Origin of the sequence: Shinella sp. G-2 (genome assembly GCF_050172695.1) — a bacterium.
GTDB lineage: Bacteria > Pseudomonadota > Alphaproteobacteria > Rhizobiales > Rhizobiaceae > Shinella.
Window position 1 is genome coordinate 1 of the sequence record NZ_JBBEYH010000031.1, and the last position, 21,629, is coordinate 21,629.

The window sequence follows — 21,629 nt, forward strand, 5'->3', positions numbered from 1 at the left end:
GCAGCTCGTCGCGGCGCTCCATTCCTTCGTCGGCCTTGCCGCCGTCTTCATCGGCTTCAACGCCCATATCGAGGCGGCGCATGTCGCCGGTCTCGATGAGGCCGCCCGCTCCGCGCTGACCGGGTTTGCGGCGATCCTCGCCCACAAGGAACCGGTCGAATTGTCGATCATGAAGGTCGAGGTCTTCCTCGGCGTCTTCATCGGCGCCGTCACCTTCACCGGCTCGGTCATCGCCTTCGGCAAACTCGCCGGCAAGGTGGACGGCAAGGCGAAGAAGCTGCCCGGCGGCCATGCGCTCAATGCCGGGGCGGCCCTTCTTTCGCTCGTGCTGCTGGTGCTCTACGTCAATGGCGCCGGAACCTGGACGCTGCTGGTCATGACGCTCGCCGCCTTCTTCATCGGCTACCACCTGATCATGGGCATCGGCGGCGCCGACATGCCGGTGGTCGTGTCGATGCTCAACTCCTACTCCGGCTGGGCGGCCGCCGCCATCGGCTTCACGCTCGGAAACGACCTGTTGATCGTCACCGGTGCGCTCGTCGGCTCCTCGGGTGCGATCCTCTCCTACATCATGTGCAAGGCGATGAACCGCTCTTTCGTGTCGGTCATTCTCGGCGGCTTCGGCGCAACCACGGGTCCGGCCATGGAAATCACCGGCGAGCAGATCGCCATCGATGCCGATGGCGTGGCCGCAGCCCTCAACGACGCCGACAGCGTCATCATCGTGCCGGGCTACGGCATGGCGGTGGCGCAGGCCCAACAGTCGGTCTCGGAACTGACCCGCAAGCTGCGGGCTGCCGGCAAGAATGTGCGTTTCGCCATTCACCCGGTTGCCGGTCGTCTGCCGGGCCACATGAACGTGCTGCTTGCCGAGGCCAAGGTTCCCTACGACATCGTGCTGGAGATGGACGAGATCAACGAGGACTTCCACGAAACGGATGTCGTCATCGTCATCGGCTCCAACGACATCGTCAATCCGGCGGCCCTGGAGGATCCGAACTCGCCGATATCAGGCATGCCGGTGCTCGAAGTCTGGAAGGCCAAGCAGGTGTTCGTCTCCAAACGCGGGCAAGGCACCGGTTACTCCGGCATCGAGAACCCGCTGTTCTACAAGGACAACACTCGCATGTTCTATGGCGACGCCAAGAAGAGTATCGACCAGCTGCTGCCGGCGCTGGCATGAGCGGGGAATTCGCGATGAAAAAAGGGATCCCCGAAAAGTTGGAGCTCGATACGACCGCCTTGTGGCAGGAAAGGCCCGCGCCAAACAATGCAAGCGCGGCACGCACCTCCAACGGGATCGCTCCCGCCACCTAGGCCATCTCGCTCGCGTCGTAGCCGCCCGCTACGGGCAGAGTCGAATATGAAGTTCAGAGGTTTTGGCAGTGAAACTTGGTGAGTGACTGAAAACTGCGCTTTGAAAGACGATGCTTCGACGAACTAGTTCGTTTGATTGGCCGTTGCAATTCCGAAAATGGGCTGTGTGTTACATTTTTGCTTTTGTGAGATCAGTTGTAGGCAAAGCAACACTGCTCAAATCACCGTCCAGTTCCATAAACTTGATTATGCGATATGATATAACATAACATGTGGATGATTGATGAAAGCAAGTATGCTTCCCCCTTTTGAAAAGGCCTGCCTTCGGTGGGTGGCTCAAGGAAAGACACTCGCCGAAATCGCCTTGCTTGAGGGCAAGAGCATCTCTGAGATCGAGCTTTCCCTTGAGCGCGCCCTTGTGTCGCTTGAGGCAAAATCAATTGCGGAAGCCCTTAGGAAAGCAAACCTTTCTGAGTCCGATTGATTTGACAGGATCGCGATGTGGGTACCGCGTGAATGTGGGGATTGCCTCAGGTCTGTAAGCGCGAAAGCCGTGCGGCGAAGGTTGGGTCCCAAACGGAAGCAAGCCAATCCCGCTCCCTTTTGATGGCGTCCTGGCCCGGTTCCGGATCTTCCACGATCAACCCACGAGGGGTCCGCTAGCAAGCTGCGGCCGCTTCCGCTTCGCGTCGCGGTGATCGCGCCCGGACCCCGTGCCTTTTGAGGAGCCATCGAGCGGGAATTGGCCCGCTCCCGAAGGAGCCTCTCACATGTCGCACGATCTCTCTCTCGCCCAGTCCCACGCCTTCCAGCTCTCCCGTGACCTAATGGTCCCGGTGACCCTCTTCGAGGTCGACGGCGAATACGGCGTCCTTCCGTCCGACGAGATCGACGCCGACGACGACCTGGCGGTCGTGCATGAGTACATGCCCTGGCCGGCCCATTGAGCCGGCTTTACGCCCTTGGCGTGCCGCTTGCGAGCGGCAGGCCGCAAGGGAAGCTCCGCCGCGGCCGAGCGCTGGCTTGCATGATCCGACAATTGCATGCCCGCGCCCTTGCGGTCTTTGCTCTTCGCGGCCTGCCGAAAGGCGTCGGTGAACCAACGGGCAGGCAAGGATTATGGAGGCCGATCGCTGGGCGATCGGAAGAAAGATGAAGAGAAGAGAGATTGAAGCGCTGCGCGAGCAGGTCAGTTGTGCGGCGGTGCTTGAGCATGCCGGGTTTGCAATAGACGCGAAGGAGAGCACGCGGCGGGCGGTCAAGTTCCGGCGCGGCGGCGAGATCATTATCGTCACCTATGAAGGGCGCGGATGGTTCGACCCTCTGTCCGAAGCGAAGGGCGATGTGTTCCGGCTCGTCGAACACCTCGATCATGTCGGTTTTCTCGAAGGCGCCGGGCGGGTTGCAGATCTCGTCGGGTTTCAGATCACGGAGCCGGAGTGGCAGCCCGGAAGGGATGGCGAAAGATGTGACCTCTCGCTTCCCGATCGTTGGCAAGCTCGCCGCCGTCCCTGGCCGGATTCATCGACATGGCGCTACCTCAACGCTGAGCGTTACCTTCCAACCTTTTTGCTCAAAGCGGCGATCAAAGCGAACCTGCTGCGGGAAGGTCCACAAGGCAGCATGTGGGCGGCGCACAGAGACCATGCCGGGGTTCTGACCGGCTGGGAGTCGCGCGGTCGGCAATACCGGGGTTTTGCCTCCGGAGGAATGCAGGTCCTTTTCCGTCTCGGTTCAGACAGCGCATTACGCCTGGCTGTCACGGAAGCCGCAATCGACGCCATGAGCCTCGCGGCGATCGAAGGTTTGCGGGAGGGCACACTTTATCTCAGCACTGGTGGCGGCTGGTCGCCGACCACGGAGGCGGCGATGCGGGAGTTGGCTGCAAGGCCTGGCGTCCAGATGGTTGCGGCGACCGACGCCAATCCTCAGGGCGACATGTTTGCCGAGCGACTGCGGGCGCTCGCCGAGGATGCAGGCTGCGACTGGGCGCGGCTTCGGCCGCCCGAGGAGGATTGGAATGAAACCCTGAAGATCAGGGAGGAGGAAAAGAGGGAAAGGAAAGAAGGAGAAGGCGTGCCGGATTCGCGCCGCCCGCGTCAAGGGAGGCTGCGCCCGGCTTAAGCCGGCCCTTGACCCCGGCAGCTGCGATGCCGGCGGCCCGGAAGTGGTCATGAAGGACTGAAGAGGATGGCAAGGTCGTAAGGACAGTGCTGCGCTTCGGTCCGCCTCCGAAGGAGCCGCAGATGAACCCCTCTCCCGCAGTCCGAAAAGTCTTCCAGGGCACCGCAAATCGTTCGCAGATGTTCCGCATGTTCGACCGTCATCACCAACGGCCCAACCGCTGGGACGACGACGCCACGCCGCTCTATGCCGGCGAGTGGTTCGAGATCGGCGAGGCCGAGCACGACTATATGTTCGAAATCCTGCCGCCGCTCTGGATCCGCGGTTCGATGTTCGCGATGCGCGAGTTCCTCACCGGCTCGGTCACGAGTGTCTTCTTTGCACTCCGGATTGACGAAGCGATCCGCTATTTCCACGGCTATTGCGACCTTGCCGATCAAGCCTCCGTCGAGGCCATGCGCGTTGCGATTATCGAGCGCGAGAGCCGCCCGGTCCGGGCCATGACGCGCGAGGAACGGCTCGAGCATATCTGGAGCAGCACGGCGGACGACTATCGCGGCTATGCCGGCGAGCGCTGGCCGGAGGCCTCGCGCGGCAAACGCACGGTGATGCTCTACGGCGGGAAAGGCGGCACGTTTCTGAAGCTGCTGGAAGACCTCAGCGACGACGAGATCGCCGCGAAGCTGCCGGTGCAACTGCGCCACCTCCCCGCGCCGATCGCGGCTTGAGAGGAGCAACCATGCTCACCTTTCCGGTTGCATCCGTGCGCGAGGTGATCGCGCGTGGCCGCGCCGATGCCGAAGCCAATGGCGGCTTTCGCAACCCCTATTATGGACTGAAGCCTGGCAAGGACGAACAGCCGGGCGTCTTTCTGGTCGGAGATCAGGGGGTCTATCTCCTCTCGAACGGCAAGCTTGCCGGCGGCCAGAAGCCCTTCGTCGTCTATGCCGAGGAATGCAATCCTGCCACCAACGACGACTGGTTCGAGGTCAAGCGCCGGACGTTCGGTGGCGACGACGGTGTCGATTTCCTCGACGCCGGCCAGCTAGAGGCGATGATTGCGGCAAGCCCCAATGCCACGCATCTCCGCATCGCTTTCGTGGCCGACACCATGCAGCTGTTCTTGATCGGGCGCGACTAGCACTCGGTCGACCATAGCCGCGCCGCCCATGCAGGCGGCGGCACCTTCCACCTCTTCGCGTTCCCTCGACCGTCCCTTGCGGCGGCTCGATGACGCTCGCTCACAAGGAGCTTTCGATGAGCAACGATCCCTTCGGTCTCGATATATCAGGCAGCAGCGCATTGTCATCAGGCCTTGGTCTTGGCGTCACCGCGTTCGGCGGTTTTGCCGCCAATGACGACGAGCCCGATCCGACGCCGCCCTCTCCTACGCCTGCGCGGGCTCTGCCGGCGGCCAACCGGCCGCTCCCGCGAAAGCAGGGCCAGCGCGCCAACTTCTATCTCGACGACGGTGATCGCAAACTTGCCGCGACCTGGAAGGAAAGGGCGCGCATCAACGTTGCCGCGATCCTCACGGCACACGAACTCGAGAACCTGGACTTGCCCGCAACTCCGGAAGCCCAAGTGAGGCTGATCCGGTTCACCGGCTTCGGCGCCGGCGAACTGGCAAACGGCATGTTCCGGCGGCCGGGGGAAACCGACTTCCGTGACGGTTGGGACGATCTTGGTACATCGCTAGAATCGGCCGTCAGCGAGGGCGAATACGCGTCGCTTGCCCGATGCACGCAATATGCCCACTTCACGCCCGAGTTCATCATTCGCGCGATCTGGGCGGGCTTGCAGCGGCTAGGCTGGCGTGGCGGCCGCGTACTGGAACCGGGGATCGGAACAGGCCTGTTTCCGGCGCTGATGCCGAAAGAGTACCGCGGGTTGAGCTACGTCACCGGTGTCGAGCTCGATCCCGTCACCGCGCGCATCGTCAAACTGCTGCAGCCGAAGGCGCGCATCATCAATGGCGATTTCGCGCGTACCGACCTCAATGCGATTTACGATCTTGCCATCGGCAATCCGCCTTTCTCCGATCGGACGGTTCGCTCCGACCGGCACTATCGTTCGCTCGGTCTACGCCTCCACGACTACTTCATCGCTCGGTCGATCGATCTCCTGAAACCGGGAGCCCTGGCCGCCTTCGTCACCAGCGCCGGCACGCTGGACAAGGTGGATAGCACCGCACGCGAGCACATCGTCAAGTCCGCTGACCTGGTCGCCGCGATCCGACTGCCCGAAGGCAGTTTTCGGCGTGAGGCCGGTACGGATGTCGTGGTCGACATCCTCTTCTTCCGCAAGCGAAAGGCAGGCGAGCCGGAAGGTGACCTCTCCTGGCTCGACCTGCAGGAGGTCCGGCCAGCGATCGAGGACGAGGATGCAATCCGCGTAAACCGATGGTTCGCCCAGCATCCGGAGTTGGTGCTCGGCGATCACGCCCTGACCTCCGGCCCATTCGGCGAGACCTATACGTGCCGGCCACGCTCCGGCGAGGTGCTCGACGCGGCGCTGACGGCAGCGATCGCTCTTCTCCCGGAAGACCTCTATGACGGCGAGCCGACCGCCATCGACATCGATCTGGAGGACGAGCTTGCCGAGATCGTCGATCTGCGCCCCGACAATGCCAAGGTGCGCGAAGGCAGCTATTTCGTCGATGTCAGGCATGGCCTCATGCAGGTCGTTGACGGCGCACCGGTCGCGACGCATGTGCGCAAGGCTCGAAGCGCCGAGGGACTTTCGGAAAAGCACGTCCGCATCATTCGCAAGCTCATCCCGATCCGCGATGCGGTGCGCGAGGTCCTGAAAGCCCAGGAACTGGATCGCCCATGGCGCGACTGCCAAGTGCGGCTGCGGATCGCCTGGTCGAACTTTGTCCGCGACTTCGGGCCGATCAACCACACGACCGTTTCGGTGACCGAGGATCCCGAAACCGGAGAGGTGCGCGAAACGCATCGCCAGCCGAACCTGCAGCCATTTCGCGATGATCCCGATTGCTGGCTGGTCGCCTCCATCGAGGACTATGACCTCGAATGCGCAGCTCCGGCTCAAGGCGTTGCATCATCTCGATGTCCCATGGCTGCCCTCTCACATCGAGCAGCGCGAGGGCCGGATCGTGCGCCAGGGCAATCAGCACGATGAAGTCGATATCTTCGCCTATGCCACGCAAGGCTCGCTCGACGCTTCGATGTGGCAAAACAACGAACGCAAGGCCCGCTTCATTGCGGCAGCACTTTCCGGCGACACCTCGATCCGGCGGCTTGAGGATCTCGGCGAAGGGGCGGCCAATCAATTCGCGATGGCCAAGGCGATTGCCTCCGGCGACGAGCGGTTGATGCTGAAGGCAGGTCTCGAGGCGGACATTGCCCGGCTCGAACGACTGCGCGCCGCCCATGACGACGATCAATATGCGGTTCGCCGGCAGATCCGTGACGCCGAACGCGATATCGAGATCTCGGAGCGACGGATTGCGGAAGTCGGCAAGGACATCGATCGCCTTGTTCCGACGGCGGCCGACGCCTTTGCCATGACTGTCATCGGTGGGCTCTTCGACGAGCGGAAGGCCGCCGGTCGCGCCTTGATGAAGGAAATCCTCACGCTGGTCCAACTTCAGCAGGAGGGCGAAATCGCCATAGCCGCGATCGGCGGCTTCGATCTGGTCTATTCCGGCGAACGCTTCGGTAAGGGCGATGGCTATCGCTACACGACCTTGCTTCAGCGGACGGGCGCCGATTACGAGATCGATCTGGCAGTCACGGTGACGCCGCTTGGCGCGATCTCCCGCCTCGAACACGCGCTCGACGGATTTGAGGAAGAGCGGCAGCGTTATCGTCATCGACTGGACGAAGCCCACAGGCGGCTGGCTTCCTATCGCTCCCGCGAGGGCGGCGTGTTCGCCTTCGCCGAAGAACTTGCCGAGAAGCGCCGGCAGCTTCGGGAGGTCGAGGCCGCGCTTGCCGCGGAAGCGCGCAGTAGCGCCGAGCAAGACGCGCAGGCTGCGTGAGGGCAACGCGACCACCAAGAAGATCGGGGATCTGGGTGCAGTGCAGCATGTGCATGGCTGCATTGCACAATAAATGTTTCCCCTCTGATCAATAATCAGGCATTGTGCATATAGCTGATGCACATGGCGGTTTTCCTCCCAGTGCCGCCGCACCAGCTGTTCCCCTCTGGAGGTTTATTGACCTTCACACTTCATGGGCCGCGGTTTCCGCTGGCCCATTTTTTTTTGTCCTATCCATCCAGCGCTGACGCGCTCATTTCCGTTCGCGACGCGAGAGGAAGGGAGAAAAGAAGGGGAGGAACCCGGTCGCAGATCGGTCCACCGGTCGCCGCTTCCGCTCAACCGCCGTCTCCGCATCCCGGCCACTCGTCCTTCGCAAGGCGCTTCGCACCCCGCTTGTCCTTCGCAGCCGGGATGCTCGACCGCAGTTGCACCCGGCCGCCCGCTCCGCGGTCCGGAAGGTGTCTTCAGGAAAGAATGAAGACTGGAAGGACCGGCAGGAGCCGCGTCCCAAATCCCGGAAAAAGGAGCATCCCATGTATCTCATGAAGGTCGATCCGCGTGCGCTGAAGGACAATCCCGACAACACGCGCCAGTCGAAGTCGACGCCGCAGGCGGACGCCCTGCTGCTGGCGACGATCAGGGCCGTCGGCATCATCCAGCCGCCCGTCGTCTTCCCGGAGCGCGACGGCGGCAATGGTTTCATCATCGAGGCGGGGCATCGCCGCCGGCGTCAGGCGGTTGCCGCGGGCATCGACGAGATCGAGGTCCTGGTGGTCGAGGCCGCCAACGACAACGGCGCCATGCGTTCGATGGTCGAGAATATCGCCCGCGAGCCGCTCAACCCGGTCGACCAATGGCGGGGGATCGAGCGTCTCGTCGCGCTCGACTGGACCGAGGAGGCCATTGCGGTCGCCCTGACCCTGCCGGTGCGTCAGATCCGCAAGCTCCGGCTCCTCGCCAACGTCCTGCCGGCCATGCTGGATCATATGGCGAAGGGCGATATGCCGTCGGAACCGCAGTTGCGCACCATCGCCGCTGCCGCGCTCGATGAGCAGAAGGAAGTGTGGAAGGCGCACAAGCCGAAGAAGGGCGATACGGCGTCGTGGTGGTCGGTTGCCAACGCGCTTTCGAAGAAGCGGATGTACGCCAGGGATGCCAGCTTCGGTGACGACCTGCGAGAAGCCTACGGCATTGAGTGGGTGGAAGACCTCTTCGCCCCGGCCGACGAGGACAGCCGCTACACCACCAATGTCGAGGCTTTCCTCGGCGCGCAGCAGGAGTGGATGACGATCAATCTGCCGAAGAAGGGCGCGATTGTCGAGGTCAACAACTATGGCCAGCCCGACCTGCCCAAGAAGGCCGAACGCGTCTATGGCAAACCCGGCAAGGGCGACAGCACCGCCATGTATCTCGATCGCGAGGGCAAGGTTCAGTCGGTGCACTACCGGATGCCGGAAGCCCGGAAGCCGAATGGGCAGACCGGCTCGTCTGCCGACGGTTCGACAGGGGCCGATGATGAGGAAATCTCGGTCTTGAAGACGCGTCCTGACGTCACGCAGAAGGGCCAGGACATGATCGGCGATTTCCGCACCGATGCGCTTCACGAAGCACTCGGCCGCGCGCCGATCGAGGACGACATGCTGATGGCCTTGCTCGTGCTCGCCTTCTCCGGCCAAAACGTTCGTGTCGATTCCGGCGCCAACGATACTGTGTTCGGGGCCAAGCGCATGCAGCGCCACGCTGCCCGGCTCTTCTCCGAAGACGGCAGGCTCTCGTTCGACATGGAGACGGTTCGCGTCGCTGCCCGGTCCATCCTGGTCGAGGTCCTGTCGTGCCGGCGCAACATTTCGAACAGCGGCGTGGTCTCGCGCATCGCCGGCGAGGCGATCGGCGCCGATGGCTTCCTGCCGAACATGGGCACAGAGGATTTTCTCGTGTGCCTGTCGCGGCAGGCGCTCGAGGCGGCGGCAAAGGAGGCGAATGTGTATCCCCGTCCGCGGGTGCGCGAAACCCGTGCGGCCCTTGTCGATCATTTCAAGGACGTCCAGTTCGTGCATCCGGCGGCTCTCTTTTCGCCCGATGCGAAGGACGTTGCCGAATTGGTCAAGCATGCCGACCATCTCGACGATGATCGCGATGGTGATCCCGCGGGTGGCTCAGACACCGATGACGGTATCTCCTCGTCCAACGTTGCTGATCCGGATGCCGAGCAGTTCGAAGAGCCGGCAGACGGGTCCGAGAACACAGACGCGGACGAAACCGCCTATGGCATCGCGGCGGAATAGCCGCATTTCCACATCCAGCTTCACCGATCCCGCCGCCGGCCATCACCGGCGGCGCTTTCGTTTTCACAATCCGCAAAACCTGAAGGAGAAAGCGCATGTCTGCGTCCTTGATCTATGATCTCGCCCCAATTGGCTCCATCGTCGCCTGGTCGGACGGCACGCCGCGCCCGCCGGAACGCCACAAGAAAAAGCTGGCAGCCTGGGAGAACCGTAACAGCAAGGGTCGCTTGATCCGCAAGCAGGGCAAGCGCGGCATCGGCAATGTCAGCCTGTCGCCGGATTTTACCCTTCATGAAGGCGGCTTTGGCGCGGGCGGCGTGATTGCCATCCGCATTCACCGGACCTTCTCGCTCGACAGCGATCTCGCCTTCAAGGTGATCGAGCGGCCCGCGCTGGGATCCGTCCGTGTGTTCGACCGCGCTGGTGCAAACGCGGAACTCGTCCATCTGGCGGACAATCGGCAGGCAGCCGAGGCATGGCTGAGCCGGCATGGCTATCCCAATGCCGTGCTCGAGGAGGTGACCGCCGACGAGGTTGCCGCCGATCATGTCGAAGGGAGGGCCGCGGCATGAATACGCTCGTCTCCCAATCCTCCGAACTCTCCACCCCTGAACCTTCAGGGGTGGAGTTTGGTCGAAGTGCCGATGGCTTGCCTGTTGCGCGCATCGGCGATCTCGTCTTCGCGATGGTGCCGGCGCGTGACGGCCACTATTTCCTCGCCAGCGCCTGGCGCATGACGCGGCCTCTCTCCGACCTAAAGCGCGACGACTTCCATTCGCACCACGGCTCAGTCGAGGATGAAACCGCCTTCCGAGACCGCATGGTTGAGCAGGCGGAACATTGCCGTGAGTTTCGGGCGCTTGCTCGCCAGTCCGTCCGAATGAATTGCAGCACGCCCTGGGGCTCTTCCCAAGGGGCCACTATCTATGCCGACGGGATTGTCTCCCACACCACGGCCGGACATGGCGGCTTCAAGTTGTCCGCCCCCCACAACGCCTCGGTCCACCCGACGCTGCGGGCGGATGATGGCTGGTACGAGGAAGACGCCGCGTGGGCGATCGTGGCGCTGACCTTTCCGGATTTGTTCACGCGCTATGAGCGGAAGTGCGCTGACAAGACGGTCCGGGACACCTGGCCGGACGCTTGGGAAGCGATCCATGGTCGCTCGCTCCTGCCTGGCGAATCTCACGAGAAAGACGGCCAGGCATTCGTGCAGGTGCATGCCGGGGACTGGATCGTTATCTCGGCACTTCGTTCCGACCATCATCCCGGCATGACCGAGGTAATTGCCACCATTGGCGGTAAGCGCGACGAACGGGCGGAAGAAGGCCGTTTCCTGGTGCCGAGCGACGATTACGCTGTCGGCCGGTTTGGTTTCGTCATCGATGAGACGAAGCATGCTGCCTATGATGGCCCATCCAGCTTCGCCAGCTGGCGTGGGAGGGCCGCGTAATGTTCGGTTTCGCAAAACACGCCTCACAGCTCACCCGCATGGAAGCGGCGCGGCGGCAGACGCAGCATCAACTGGAACTGATCGATCGCCAGATCACGCGCCGAATGACCGCGCTCCTTCCGCTGCTTGGCCGGCGTCACGCGGGCTACCGTCGAGGCAAGCCGCCAGAGCCAGCTGCTTTCCTCGAACGCTACCGGTCGAACCTGGCGGCGCTGACCGCCGAGCGTCAACCGGAGGTCGATGCGCTCACGCGCAAACTTGTCCGGCAGGACGCCGCCATCGCGGCCATGCGGGCGCGCCGTCGGCTGCCCTTGCATCGGGTACGGGGTGGGAGTGTCCCAAGAGGAGGTGACCGCCCATGAGCACGATTGGCGAACTCGAGCGAAGGGCCGGTATCGGCTCCTCGCCTGAAGATCGGACAGCGTTCTGGATCCGCTTCCATCATCTCGAAGGGGCTGAATGCCTGAGGGCCGGTGTGGCGGAGCTCAACAGGCTGATTGCCGAGAAGGAGGCAACGCCGGTCGCGGCAAGCAATGGCACTGCGACGCGACACAAGAGGGAGAGGCTTCCGCCCTTGACCGAAGGGGAGGAGGAGGCGCTTCAGGCTTATGCCGCCAAGCACGGCCGGCGATGGAAGAGCGTTCTCAACCATGTCTGGATGGGTGGCGCTCCATATGACGACGGGGGCACGTTGCGCCGCCTGCGCAATTCGCACGGTCCGTCCTGGCTTCACTCCTATCGTCTGCCGAAGCCGCGCCCCGGCGAAAAGGCGGGTTCAGAGCCCCAGCCGGACGTGCCGGAAACATGATTCGCCGGTCAGTGTGCAGGGCTCCGGCGTCCAGCCCAGCCCCTGCAATACTCAATGCCGCGACCGCCTCTCTGGCAGTTGTGAGCCGGGTCCGCGGGGTGGCACTCCTCGAGCGGCTGCCTGCTTCAGGTGGGATCCGAGGGCTGCGGCTCGCTGAGGGCTTCCTGTTCAACGACGTCCATCGCCGGACCAGTTCCTTGCCGGCCTCCCTTCGGTTTTGTTGCGGTCTGAACCGGCGGCCGTCAGTTTCAAGGCCGCTATCGCGCCGCGGGGCGGCCGGACCACGCCGTCTTCTTCAAAGCAGGGCCGCGCGCCGCGCGAGGTCAATTTGACCTGCTTGCGCGCAGCCCGGCTCTGCTCGTCCTGGCGGGTCCGGACCCTGAAACGCCCGTCTTCTGCCGGCTCCTTTTGACCGCACCGAAGGGCAGACCGGCAAGGGCCGGAACCGCTTCGGAGGACAGCATGAAAGGAACAGCCCATGGCAAAGCCCGCAACCCAATCCCGCCACTCCGCCCGCGTCGTGCCGCTTCGAAAGGGCGCCACACTCGAAATGGTCCGGCTCACCTGCCCTGACGCCGCCCAGGCGATGGCGATCGCCGAAAGCTTCGGCACGGCCGTGATCGACGGCGACGGGATCCGCGACCTGCACGAACGCCTGATCATCGAAACTGCCGAGAGCCTCTCGGAAGGCCTTGGCGAACGGGCGATGCAGATCCACCTCCAGCGCATCGTCGGCGCCTATGTCGGATCCGCCCATGGCGCCGGACAATTCTATTCCCGTGCCGTCAGCGAGGCACGCGACGCCACCGCCAAGGCAGCTAATGACGCACGCGACGAGGATCTCGATGGTCCGGTTGGCTACGACAGCGCCGCCCAGCGCAAGCGCGAATTCGCAGCCGACATGGGCGTCCAGGCCCATTCCCTTCGGATGGCCGCGGAAGGTGCCGTTGCCGCCTACGAGCAGATCGTTGGAGAGGTCTGGAAGCCCTTCGATCGCCCGGTTGAAAATCCCGGCGCATCGCTCGACCGCAAGGCGGCATCCGCACAGTTGGCGGCCTTCGACTGACCGCAACGGCGGGGCTTTGGCCCCGCCTCCTCTTCTCTTTCCGATCGACAGCTGGTCCGCCCGGGCCAGCCTTTCGCATGTCGAAGGCAAAGAAAGAAGATGATCAGCTTGCCCGCCATCACGGACCCGTCCGGCTTCGGTCCTGCCGGGGTCGGGGGATTGAGCCGCAAGGGCTTCGCCCTCCTCCACATACGTTCCGGCGCGTTCGCGTGCGCCCTCCCCTCGGCCCCGGCCCTTGGACCGCCGTAACGGGGCCGCGATCGGCGCGGCCCGGAAAATGGAGGTATGGAAAAATGAGCAGGGTACCAGACGCGCAACGTGTGGACATCTATGGCCGGATCACCGACCGGATTGTCGAGGACCTGGCCCATGGCGTCAAGCCGTGGATGAAGCCATGGCACGACCGCAACATGAGAGAGCGGATCACCCGTCCGCTCCGGCACAACGGGCAGCCCTACTCGGGCATGAATGTACTGCTGCTGTGGTCGGAAGGCATGGCGCGCGGCTTCTCGTCGCCGATGTGGATGACGTTCAAGCAGGCGCTTGAGCTCGGCGCGGCCGTCCGCAAAGGCGAGACCGGGTCGACCGTCGTTTTCGCCAGCCGCTTTACCAAGACCGAAGCCGATGGCAGCGGCGGTGAGGTCGACCGGGAAATCCCGTTCTTGAAAGCGTACACGGTCTTCAATGTCGAACAAATCGATGGTCTGCCCGACCATTATCACCATCGACCGGCGCCTGTTGCCGATCCTGTCCAACGGATCGAAAATGCAGATCGCTTCTTTCGCAACACGGGTGCCGTTATCCGCCACGGCGGCACACAGGCATATTATTCACCGGTTACGGATCACATCCAGATGCCGCCATTCGAGAGCTTTCGGGACGCGGAATCATACGTTGCCACGGTCAGCCATGAAAGTTGCCATTGGACTGCGCATCCCGATCGTGTCGGCCGCGATCTCAGCCGTTATGCTAAGGACAAAACGGAGCGCGCCCGAGAGGAGCTGATCGCCGAGCTCGGCAGCTGCTTCCTAAGCGCCGACCTCGGCATTGTACCGGAGCTCGAGCCACGGCCCGATCACGCGTCTTACCTCGCCTCGTGGTTGACCGTGCTTTCCGAAGACAGGCGAGCGATTTTTCAGGCGGCCGCTCATGCGCAGCGGGCAGTCAACTTCCTGCACGGTCTGCAGCCGGATGCTGCCGAGGAGAAAGTCGCGGCCTAGAAATCAGAGTCGGTCGTTGTCGCCGCCAACGGCCGACATCTCTCTCGGCTCTCTATCCGTTGGCGTTCCCTGTTCTGGTGTCAGGTCCAGCTTGCCCCAGATCGAGGTTTTGCGGTCAGTCGATTTGAGCTTTCGCGATTGCTTGATTTCGATGGTAAACGGCTTTGTCTGCTGATGCATATATCCTCCAGGCGACGAATCGCGCGCACACGATACCGGGTTGTTTATTGGAGGCAACTCCCAGGCCGGCCGGTCCGTCGTCGCCGAACTAACGGCCCGGACATTGGGAGAGAGCAACGGTCTCACCACAGCAATGGTCCGCTTGGGTGGGGCGGTGGCACGTTGCCATCGCCGCGTTCCTCGGATCCATCGGCATAGGCCACGTCCTCCGCGGGCTCGATGAGGCATGTCTGATCGGAGAGCGGCTTCGCCTCGATCGTCTTACCGCAACGGCCATCCAAAACTTTCTTCCCCTGCCGGAACCCACCCCACTCGACAAATCGAGTGGGGACCCCAGGTCGCCGCCATTCCTCGCGCGGCAACAAAGTTTCTCCCGGCCGCCCTCCATTCCATTCCGGCCCTGCGGGTGCGGTCCGATCGTCCCCGATCCTTGCGACAGCCATCGAGGCCGCGAAGGGCGCGGCCCGAAACCAACGAAAGGAACACCACAATGGCAACCATCGGCACCTTCACCTCCACCGAAACCGGCTTCAACGGCTCGATCCGCACGCTCGCCCTCAACGTCAAGGCCCGCATCGCCCGCATCGAAAACCCCTCCGACAAGGGCCCGCACTACCGCATCTACGCCGGCAACGTCGAGCTCGGTGCGGCCTGGCAGAAGCGCTCCGAGCAGGACCGCGATTACCTCTCGGTCAAGCTGGACGACCCGAGCTTCCCCGCTCCGATCTACGCAACCCTCACCGAAGTCGAAGGCGAGGACGGCTACCAGCTGATCTGGTCCCGCCCCAACCGGGACTGAGATCCGGAACGGCCCCGCCCGCGAGGCGGGGCCAATCGGCCGAATTGAGAAACCGGAAGCGGGCGTCGAGCCCGCTTCCGGTTTTCCTGGTGCCATACGGGACCGGAAATGTCTGTTCAGATCGCTTCAGTGTGCCGTGCCGGCATGGCGGCCTCAAGGACGAGTGGTCAACCCCCAATTTTGCCTCCGCTGCGGTTCCCGCCGCTCCAACAAAATCGGCTCCCCCACCCGCCGCCGCTGGCGGTCGCGTACGCGATCCCTGACCCCGCCATCCCGTCCCGCCCCGCATCGTCGTCTTTCACGAACTCAAGGAGATGAGACGATGACGATCGAACAGCACATCGAGGAGCTGCGGCTGGAATTGAAGAACGCATGGGACGTGGCCGAGCGGCGCCAGATCGAGACGGAGCTGCAACTCGCCGAGGCTGATCTCGCCGTCATGCTTGCGGAACAGGAGGGTGCCGTCGACGTCGAGCCGCCATTCTGAGGCGGCTCATTTGTCCTCTTATCTGAGCCGGTCCGCCGGATCGACCGGCCTCCCGGCTGTCAGGGATTTCACCCCTCAACGCTCCCCTCCGGCTCCCGCCGGATACGGTCGCGGCCCCTGCGGGTCCGCGGGTCTGTTCTCTTTCTTCCGTCCTAATTTACTCCAGCAAATCCGGCGTCAAGGACGGCGCGGTCTCCCCCAATTTTTCCGCCGCTCCCGTTGCACTTCTCTTCAGAAAAATCGGCTCCCCCGCTTGCTAGTCGCGTACCACGATCCTTGACCCCTCTTTGCTACAGAGTGGCCGATCTCCGTCATCAACGAAGGAGATCACATTATGACAACCGATCAGAACCTCATGCTCTACACCAAGCTTGCCGGTTTCCGGCTCGTCGTCCTCGCAAACCGGTTCGGCTGCGACAGCGAGTTCTCGCGAGACCTTAATGACCGCCTGGTTGAAGGGCTGGAGGCAGCAATTGGCCGCGTGCGGATCATCATGTCGTTGGAGCGGAGCGTTCTCGCCGGAGAGGACGAGTTCGCCGAGTATCAGTTGGATGGGGAGACCGAAATATTCGGGCGCTTTCGCATCAGCTTGCTGGACGATCTCGAAATCGATTTCGACACGTACGAATACCGCATCAACGGCGGCGATTGGGCGATCGCTTTGACGGCGGACTATACCGGCGTCGACATCGACTATCCGGAGCTGATCGCACTCACCGACGACGAACTCGGCTCACTTGCGCCGATCATCGAGGGTATCACGTCGGAAACCGGGATCGCGGTGAATGCGTCCCGTGCCAGCTACATCAGGTGCGGGGGATCCTGATCGGTCCTTCGGTGCGGTCTCGATAATCCGAGGAGCGCGAGGGCAGCGTCTCAGTTGAGACTCTTCCTTTCGACTCGGCTGTCATCTCTCATCGGGGATGTTGCAGCCCGTCCGTCACGACGCAACCTGCCGCCGCCAGAATTTTCCCCGCCGCGGCGCGGCTCCTCGCGAAACAAAATTCAGTCGACGCCACGTCCTCCACTTCGTTGCGGCCCCTCGGGGTGCGTCCCTCCTTTCCGGTCTGCCGGCTATCCCCGCGATGACCGCAATTCGAAAGGAGAAATACCATGCAACAGCTCGCCCAATTCCTCGCCGCCACCGGCCGCCGGCTCCGCACCCTCGGCAAGGTGCTCAGCCACTTCTTCCGCAAGGGAAAGCTCGGCCTCAAGCTCGCGATCAAGATCCCGTTCCTCGTCGAGATTGAAGTATCGTTCGAGACTGACTGGAACCGGCGCCGCTGAGGCGCTTTCGAAGCCCGCTTCGGCGGGCTTCTCTCATTTCGACATCGAAGCGCGCGGACGATAGCCGCGTTTTCGCTTTTGTCGGAGCAGGTCGAGAAACAGTCGGACTGCTTCTTCTTCCCGACCGAAATGGTGGACCATCATCTGTCCCTTGGTGCCAATGCGGCCCCACTTGCGCAGCAGGCAGACGTCTCCGAAGAGGTTGGGTTCGATTGACATGGCGTAGTAGCGGGCCATGTTCTTCGAGGCGTCCGAGCGTTCGACATAGAGATGATAAGGCTGCGAGATCATGGGCGAAGAATCGCTGATCGCGGAAAGCCCGTCCAACGACACTTATGAATCAATCGCCATGGATCGATTCACATCGGTGATGATACCGGAAAAGCCGTAACAGGCTTGGGCGAGTCGCCTTCGCGCACGGCTCTACTCGCTCACGCTCCCCGAACCCGCCGGGCGGTTTCGGCCATTCGGTGACGATCCTCTCGCTGTTCTCAGCCGCACCATCCGTGTCTGGCACCGTCCCAGCGCCTGGCGAGGCCCTCGTCGACGAGACTGGCTCCGAGCGAACGCCCTGCTCGCATCACCGTGCGAAGCTTGCGGCCGTACTTATCCCCGTCACGCAGGCCGGCCGACAGCGAGAACTTGCCGTCATTGAGCAGCGCCAGCAGGCGTGCTTTCGCTGCCTCGCCTTTGATCCTTTCTGCCTCGCACCGCGGTGGGCTGAGCTCCGGCGTGTCGATATCCGCGATGCGGATTTTCTCGCCGTCAAACCAGAAGGTATCGCCGTCGACGATGCAATCCACCCGGCGATCGGCGCCACAGAACGAAAACGCGGCCGACAGGGAATCTGATGTCGTTGTCCTGGCCGCAGCCAGGAGTCCGGACAGGTTGCCGCCGCCATTGAAGGCAAGCCAGCCGCCCGCAGCAATGAGCACGACGCAGAGGATTGCAGCCAGTGGTTTGCGCGGGCGACTCGGTCCCGATCGGGGTGACCTTCCCTGCCAGCGATGTCGATCGTTCTTGCTGCCGGGCTTGCCCGGCTTTCTGAACGGAACCACGTTCGATTTCGCCACCCTCGGTCCTCTCCTGTTCGCCTCAAACTATCTCGCCGTCGGTTTCATCTGCGTTTACGGGCGGGGATTTCAGTGGGAGTGCGAGATGCGAGGCGCAGTCGATCCCGCCTCCCCTGGCGGGCCGCTATGCTGAGGCTCCTGCGGCTGCGCTTTCACCCGCTCCTCGCACGACGAGAATTCCCGAAATCCCGCCCTTTCGTGCGGCCGCTATGCTGATTTCTCCGATGCTCTTCATTGTCCCCGATCGCCCTTGCTTGCTGCGCTGCGCGCCGGCTCGACCAGGGCGTTCAGTTGTGCTTCTCGACTTGTGAACCTATTCTCTCCTACACACGCCTTCCCAGATGAGGCACAAACAGGGAGCCGCGTGGGTCGTCACGCGGCTCATTTGCATTTATGCCTGATCGAAGAATTCGACGGCGCCGGTGTCGAGATGGTAGTACGCGCCGACGATCTTGATGCGGCCTTCCGCCAGCGGTTTGAGCAGGAGGGGATCGCTCTCCTCGCGCAGATTGCGCACGACGCGGCGAACATCCTGTTTGACGGCGTTTTCGAGTGCATCACCCTGCTGGCCACGTGCCTCCAGGACCGCTGGAATGATAGGCTCGATCATATTGTCGATCTGGCCGGGGAAGCGCGCATTCGTTTCGACCACTAACATGGCGGCCTTTACCGCGCCGCAGCTTTCATGCCCCATGACGACGATCAGCGGTACGCCGAGTTCTGCCACGGCATATTCGATCGAACCCATCGCCACCGTATCAACGGTATTGCCCGCGTTGCGAATGATGAACAATTCACCGAGGCCACGCCCGAACAGCAGTTCCGGCGGGACCCGGCTGTCTGAGCAAGAGACGTAGGCGCAGAACGGCGCCTGACCCTTGGCCAGCTCAAGACGGCGCGCCTCGCTTCTATCGGGCAGGACGATCTCGTCACGCAGGAAGGCTTCGTTGCCACGCTTGAGGAGGTCGAGTGCTCCATCAGGCGTCAAGGCTGACTTGCCGTCCTTGACGGGCGCGGGTTCAAGGGGCGTTGTTTTGCCGCTCGTCGTTTGAGCGTGCGCGGCGGCAGGCAGCACAGCGACGGCGGAAGCGGCAGTCGCTGTCATAAACAGGCGGCGGGATACATTACACATCGATAGATACTCTCCGTTAGACGGCGCAGTCGCCGTCAGGGTTGAAAAATCAACGAGCATGTTCGGAGAGACGGAAGTTTAACCCCAAGACTGCACCGAGCACGCTCGATGCGGTCCGACATCAAAAAGGCAAGCCTTGATCAGAGGGGCCCGGTCCGCAACCACGATGTAGGGAGTGGGAATAGCGTTTCAATAGCCGTCAGCCGAAACGGAGCTTCCAAAAAACCGACGTCGGGCGGCATTTTAAAAAGCGGAAAATTTTGGATGCAAGGCTCTTGAAGGGGCAGGGCGGCGTTCCCAATTGTCGATCAACCCGCTGGTCCGGGCCCCTCTGGTGAGAGCCGTCGGCGCTTTCATGATGTCGGACCCTTCCGACATCATGCGCCGACAGAGGTTCTGTTTCTTGGAAACATCGTTGTTCTTCGTGGAGTGGCTGGGCAAGCCGCTCTGGATGTGGGCTGGCTTTCTCGGCCTCGTGATCGCAATTCTGTCGTTCGATCTCGGCGTGCTCCATAAGGAAAATAAGGAAATTGGTGTCGGCGAAAGCATCAAGCTTTCCGTGCTCTACATCTCGCTCGGCCTCGCCTTCGGCGGCTGGGTATGGTGGTATCTTGGAGCGGAATCCGGCCTTGCCTACATGACGGGCTTCGTCGTCGAAAAGACCTTGGCCCTCGACAACGTCTTCGTCATTGCCCTCATCTTCTCCTTCTTCGCCGTGCCGCGCCTGTATCAGCACCGCGTGCTCTTTTGGGGCATTCTGGGTGTCATTCTCTTGCGCGCCATCATGATCGGCGTCGGCGCGACGCTGGTCGCCGAGTTCTCCTGGCTGCTTTACGTCTTTGCCGCGTTCCTGATCGCGACCGGCATCAAGATGCTTGTCATGAAGGATGCCGAACCGGACGTGTCGAAAAACCCGCTCGTTCGCTTCATGCGCAGTCGCTTCAACGTCAGCGACAGCCATCACGGAGAACGATTTTTCGTGAAGCAGGCGCATCCGCAAACCGGCAAAATGGTCTGGTTCATCACGCCCCTGTTCATGGCCCTGGTCCTGATTGAAGTCGCCGACGTCATCTTCGCCGTGGACTCGGTTCCCGCGATCTTTGCGATCACGACCGACCCGTTCATCGTCTACACGTCGAATATCTTTGCGATCCTCGGTTTGCGCGCCCTCTACTTCGCGTTGGCAGCAATGATCCACCGCTTCAAATATCTGAAGCCGGCCCTTGCGATCGTCCTCGTGTTCATCGGCTCGAAGATCTTCGTCGCTGACATGCTGGGTCTGGAAAAATTCCCGGCCGCTCTCTCCCTCGGCGTCACCTTTGCGATCATCGCGAGCGGTGTCGTCTGGAGCCTGCTCAAAACCCGCGCCAAGCCACAGCCTTCCCGCTGATCTGCCCGGCACACCGCTCGGCCACCTCACAACTCAACGAACCTGAAGGAGCACATCCATGTTCTCAGAAATTGTCGCTGCGATTTTTTCAATGTTTTTCATCGAACCGCTGCAAGCCGAAATAGCGGAGCGTGTGGCGGCGGCCAAGGCGCCCACCGAGATCGTGCGCGCCTCGCAAGATTGCCTGGCGGCAGAGGCGCCCCGCCTTCTCGATCGCGCAACGAGGGACATGGGTTGGGCGGTTTCCAATGCCGTCAGCGTTTCGCTTGGCTGGAGTGATCCATTCGATCTCTTGGACAGGAGCGCGCCGGGTTGCGCAGCATTGGTGACGACTCTGAAACAGAAGGCGGAAGATAGCGCAGTATGACGGGACGGAGCGAACAGCGGCCGCAGAGCGAAGGGATTGCATCCACCCGCCTCCGCGAATTGGCCGCTATTGGCCAAGCTGAAGGCAGCATTGAAATCGGAAAGGCTTTGTCCCTCATGGGGCAAGCCGGCACTGCCCTCATCATCCTGCTTCTGACGCTGCCGGCGCTGTCGCCCATTCCAGGACCGTTCGGGATGATCTTTGGAACGGCGCTTGCGCTGGTGGCGCTTCAGATTGCTTCCGGATGCGAGACCATCTGGCTACCGATAAGCCTTAAAAGACGCCGACTGTCATCAAGCACGATCGATGTCACCCTTCGCTACGCGGGTCCTTTGATCGCTTGGGCGGAGAAAATCATGCGCCGCGACCGGCTTGCTGTTCTGACCAGCAAACCAGTCCAGATGTTGTTGGGCTTCCCCATTTTCCTGCTGGCAATCGCCATCGCCCTGCCCATACCCTTTGGAAATTTCCTGCCGGCCTTCGCCTTGATCGTCATTGCCGTTGCCCTCTTGGAACGCGATGGGCTCGTCACGCTGATCGGGCTGATCTTGTCTGTCGCAGCTTTGGCGGCAACGGCGGCTTTGGCATATGGCGTCCTTGCCGTACTTCCTTGAAGGGGAGACCTGAAACCC

At 62.4% G+C, this 21,629-nt stretch carries 24 protein-coding genes and 2 pseudogenes; 22 read left to right on the forward strand and 4 right to left on the reverse strand.

Annotation, left to right across the window (positions count from 1 at the left end; genetic code table 11):
* The 15 genes and pseudogenes from V8U06_RS26345 to V8U06_RS26415 form a co-directional block, all read left to right on the forward strand.
* On the forward strand, positions 1–1,183 hold a 1,183-nt coding region (locus V8U06_RS26345), incomplete at its 5' end, for an NAD(P)(+) transhydrogenase (Re/Si-specific) subunit beta (protein ID WP_427143197.1).
* A 417-nt stretch (positions 1,184–1,600) separates the two neighbouring features.
* Positions 1,601–1,801, forward strand: a complete 201-nt coding sequence (locus V8U06_RS26350) for a LuxR C-terminal-related transcriptional regulator (protein ID WP_427143198.1) — start codon at positions 1,601–1,603, stop codon at positions 1,799–1,801.
* Between the two features lie 286 nt (positions 1,802–2,087).
* On the forward strand, positions 2,088–2,264 hold the full coding sequence (locus V8U06_RS26355; protein ID WP_183940258.1) for a hypothetical protein: 177 nt from the start codon (positions 2,088–2,090) through the stop codon (positions 2,262–2,264).
* Between the two features lie 172 nt (positions 2,265–2,436).
* Complete coding sequence (locus V8U06_RS26360) at positions 2,437–3,441, forward strand: DUF3991 and toprim domain-containing protein (protein ID WP_427143199.1); 1,005 nt, start codon at positions 2,437–2,439, stop codon at positions 3,439–3,441.
* Positions 3,442–3,563: 122 nt separating this feature from the next.
* On the forward strand, positions 3,564–4,169 hold the full coding sequence (locus tag V8U06_RS26365) for a DUF1419 domain-containing protein (RefSeq protein WP_427143200.1): 606 nt from the start codon (positions 3,564–3,566) through the stop codon (positions 4,167–4,169).
* 11 nt (positions 4,170–4,180) lie between these two features.
* A complete protein-coding gene (locus V8U06_RS26370; RefSeq protein WP_427143201.1) occupies positions 4,181–4,582 on the forward strand; it encodes a DUF3085 domain-containing protein in 402 nt (133 codons plus the stop codon).
* 116 nt (positions 4,583–4,698) lie between these two features.
* Positions 4,699–6,477: pseudogene (locus V8U06_RS26375) on the forward strand (lactate dehydrogenase); the annotation flags it as partial.
* A pseudogene (locus V8U06_RS26380) lies at positions 6,476–7,447 on the forward strand (lactate dehydrogenase); the annotation flags it as partial. The pseudogenes V8U06_RS26375 and V8U06_RS26380, both read left to right, overlap by 2 nt.
* A 536-nt stretch (positions 7,448–7,983) precedes the next feature.
* Positions 7,984–9,735 (forward strand): ParB N-terminal domain-containing protein, encoded by a 1,752-nt coding sequence (locus V8U06_RS26385; protein WP_427143202.1) that lies wholly within the window; start codon positions 7,984–7,986, stop codon positions 9,733–9,735.
* 95 nt (positions 9,736–9,830) lie between these two features.
* Positions 9,831–10,307 carry a hypothetical protein gene (locus V8U06_RS26390; protein WP_427143203.1) on the forward strand — a complete coding sequence of 159 codons (477 nt, stop codon included), beginning with the start codon at positions 9,831–9,833 and terminating at the stop codon, positions 10,305–10,307.
* Positions 10,304–11,188 carry a DUF7007 domain-containing protein gene (locus V8U06_RS26395; protein ID WP_427143204.1) on the forward strand — a complete coding sequence of 295 codons (885 nt, stop codon included), beginning with the start codon at positions 10,304–10,306 and terminating at the stop codon, positions 11,186–11,188. Before V8U06_RS26390 ends, V8U06_RS26395 begins: the two co-directional genes overlap by 4 nt.
* Positions 11,188–11,550, forward strand: coding sequence for a hypothetical protein (locus V8U06_RS26400; protein ID WP_427143205.1), 363 nt, complete (start codon positions 11,188–11,190; stop codon positions 11,548–11,550). Before V8U06_RS26395 ends, V8U06_RS26400 begins: the two co-directional genes overlap by 1 nt.
* The gene (locus V8U06_RS26405) at positions 11,547–11,996 is read left to right on the forward strand and encodes a hypothetical protein (RefSeq protein WP_427143206.1); all 450 of its coding nucleotides are present in this window, start codon (positions 11,547–11,549) and stop codon (positions 11,994–11,996) included. The genes V8U06_RS26400 and V8U06_RS26405 overlap by 4 nt, the downstream gene beginning before the upstream one ends.
* Before the next feature lie 478 nt (positions 11,997–12,474).
* Positions 12,475–13,062 carry a hypothetical protein gene (locus V8U06_RS26410; protein ID WP_427143207.1) on the forward strand — a complete coding sequence of 196 codons (588 nt, stop codon included), beginning with the start codon at positions 12,475–12,477 and terminating at the stop codon, positions 13,060–13,062.
* A gap of 293 nt (positions 13,063–13,355) precedes the next feature.
* A complete protein-coding gene (locus V8U06_RS26415; protein WP_427143208.1) occupies positions 13,356–14,282 on the forward strand; it encodes an ArdC family protein in 927 nt (308 codons plus the stop codon).
* Between the two features lie 3 nt (positions 14,283–14,285).
* Here the strand turns inward: V8U06_RS26415 and V8U06_RS26420 are convergent, their stop codons facing one another.
* A complete protein-coding gene (locus tag V8U06_RS26420) occupies positions 14,286–14,462 on the reverse strand; it encodes a hypothetical protein (RefSeq protein ID WP_427143209.1) in 177 nt (58 codons plus the stop codon).
* 490 nt (positions 14,463–14,952) lie between these two features.
* Here V8U06_RS26420 and V8U06_RS26425 point away from each other — a divergent pair, with 490 nt between their 5' ends.
* The 4 genes from V8U06_RS26425 (at position 14,953) to V8U06_RS26440 (ending at position 17,035) form a co-directional block, all read left to right on the forward strand.
* On the forward strand, positions 14,953–15,261 hold the full coding sequence (locus tag V8U06_RS26425; RefSeq protein ID WP_011427435.1) for a DUF736 domain-containing protein: 309 nt from the start codon (positions 14,953–14,955) through the stop codon (positions 15,259–15,261).
* 322 nt (positions 15,262–15,583) lie between these two features.
* The gene (locus tag V8U06_RS26430; protein WP_427143210.1) at positions 15,584–15,748 is read left to right on the forward strand and encodes a hypothetical protein; all 165 of its coding nucleotides are present in this window, start codon (positions 15,584–15,586) and stop codon (positions 15,746–15,748) included.
* A 334-nt stretch (positions 15,749–16,082) separates the two neighbouring features.
* The gene (locus V8U06_RS26435) at positions 16,083–16,574 is read left to right on the forward strand and encodes a hypothetical protein (protein ID WP_427143211.1); all 492 of its coding nucleotides are present in this window, start codon (positions 16,083–16,085) and stop codon (positions 16,572–16,574) included.
* A 287-nt stretch (positions 16,575–16,861) separates the two neighbouring features.
* A complete protein-coding gene (locus tag V8U06_RS26440) occupies positions 16,862–17,035 on the forward strand; it encodes a hypothetical protein (protein ID WP_427143212.1) in 174 nt (57 codons plus the stop codon).
* Positions 17,036–17,068: 33 nt separating this feature from the next.
* Here V8U06_RS26440 and V8U06_RS26445 read toward each other — a convergent pair whose 3' ends face one another.
* The 3 genes from V8U06_RS26445 to V8U06_RS26455 form a co-directional block, all read right to left on the reverse strand.
* Positions 17,069–17,326: a WGR domain-containing protein gene (locus tag V8U06_RS26445; RefSeq protein ID WP_427143242.1), complete on the reverse strand. Its 258-nt coding sequence runs from the start codon at positions 17,324–17,326 to the stop codon at positions 17,069–17,071.
* Positions 17,327–17,526: 200 nt separating this feature from the next.
* A complete protein-coding gene (locus V8U06_RS26450; RefSeq protein WP_427143213.1) occupies positions 17,527–18,108 on the reverse strand; it encodes a thermonuclease family protein in 582 nt (193 codons plus the stop codon).
* A 391-nt stretch (positions 18,109–18,499) separates the two neighbouring features.
* Entirely contained in the window at positions 18,500–19,240 is a 741-nt protein-coding gene (locus V8U06_RS26455; protein ID WP_427143214.1) for a carbonic anhydrase, read from the reverse strand.
* 379 nt (positions 19,241–19,619) lie between these two features.
* Between V8U06_RS26455 and V8U06_RS26460 the strand changes: the two genes are divergently transcribed.
* Genes V8U06_RS26460 through V8U06_RS26470 form a run of 3 tightly spaced genes read left to right on the forward strand, consistent with a single transcriptional unit; the run spans position 19,620 to position 21,611 of the window.
* A complete protein-coding gene (locus V8U06_RS26460; RefSeq protein WP_427143243.1) occupies positions 19,620–20,630 on the forward strand; it encodes a TerC family protein in 1,011 nt (336 codons plus the stop codon).
* Between the two features lie 58 nt (positions 20,631–20,688).
* A complete protein-coding gene (locus V8U06_RS26465) occupies positions 20,689–20,997 on the forward strand; it encodes a hypothetical protein (RefSeq protein WP_427143215.1) in 309 nt (102 codons plus the stop codon).
* Positions 20,994–21,611 (forward strand): exopolysaccharide biosynthesis protein, encoded by a 618-nt coding sequence (locus tag V8U06_RS26470; RefSeq protein ID WP_427143216.1) that lies wholly within the window; start codon positions 20,994–20,996, stop codon positions 21,609–21,611. The genes V8U06_RS26465 and V8U06_RS26470 overlap by 4 nt, the downstream gene beginning before the upstream one ends.
* Positions 21,612–21,629: the final 18 nt, after the last annotated feature.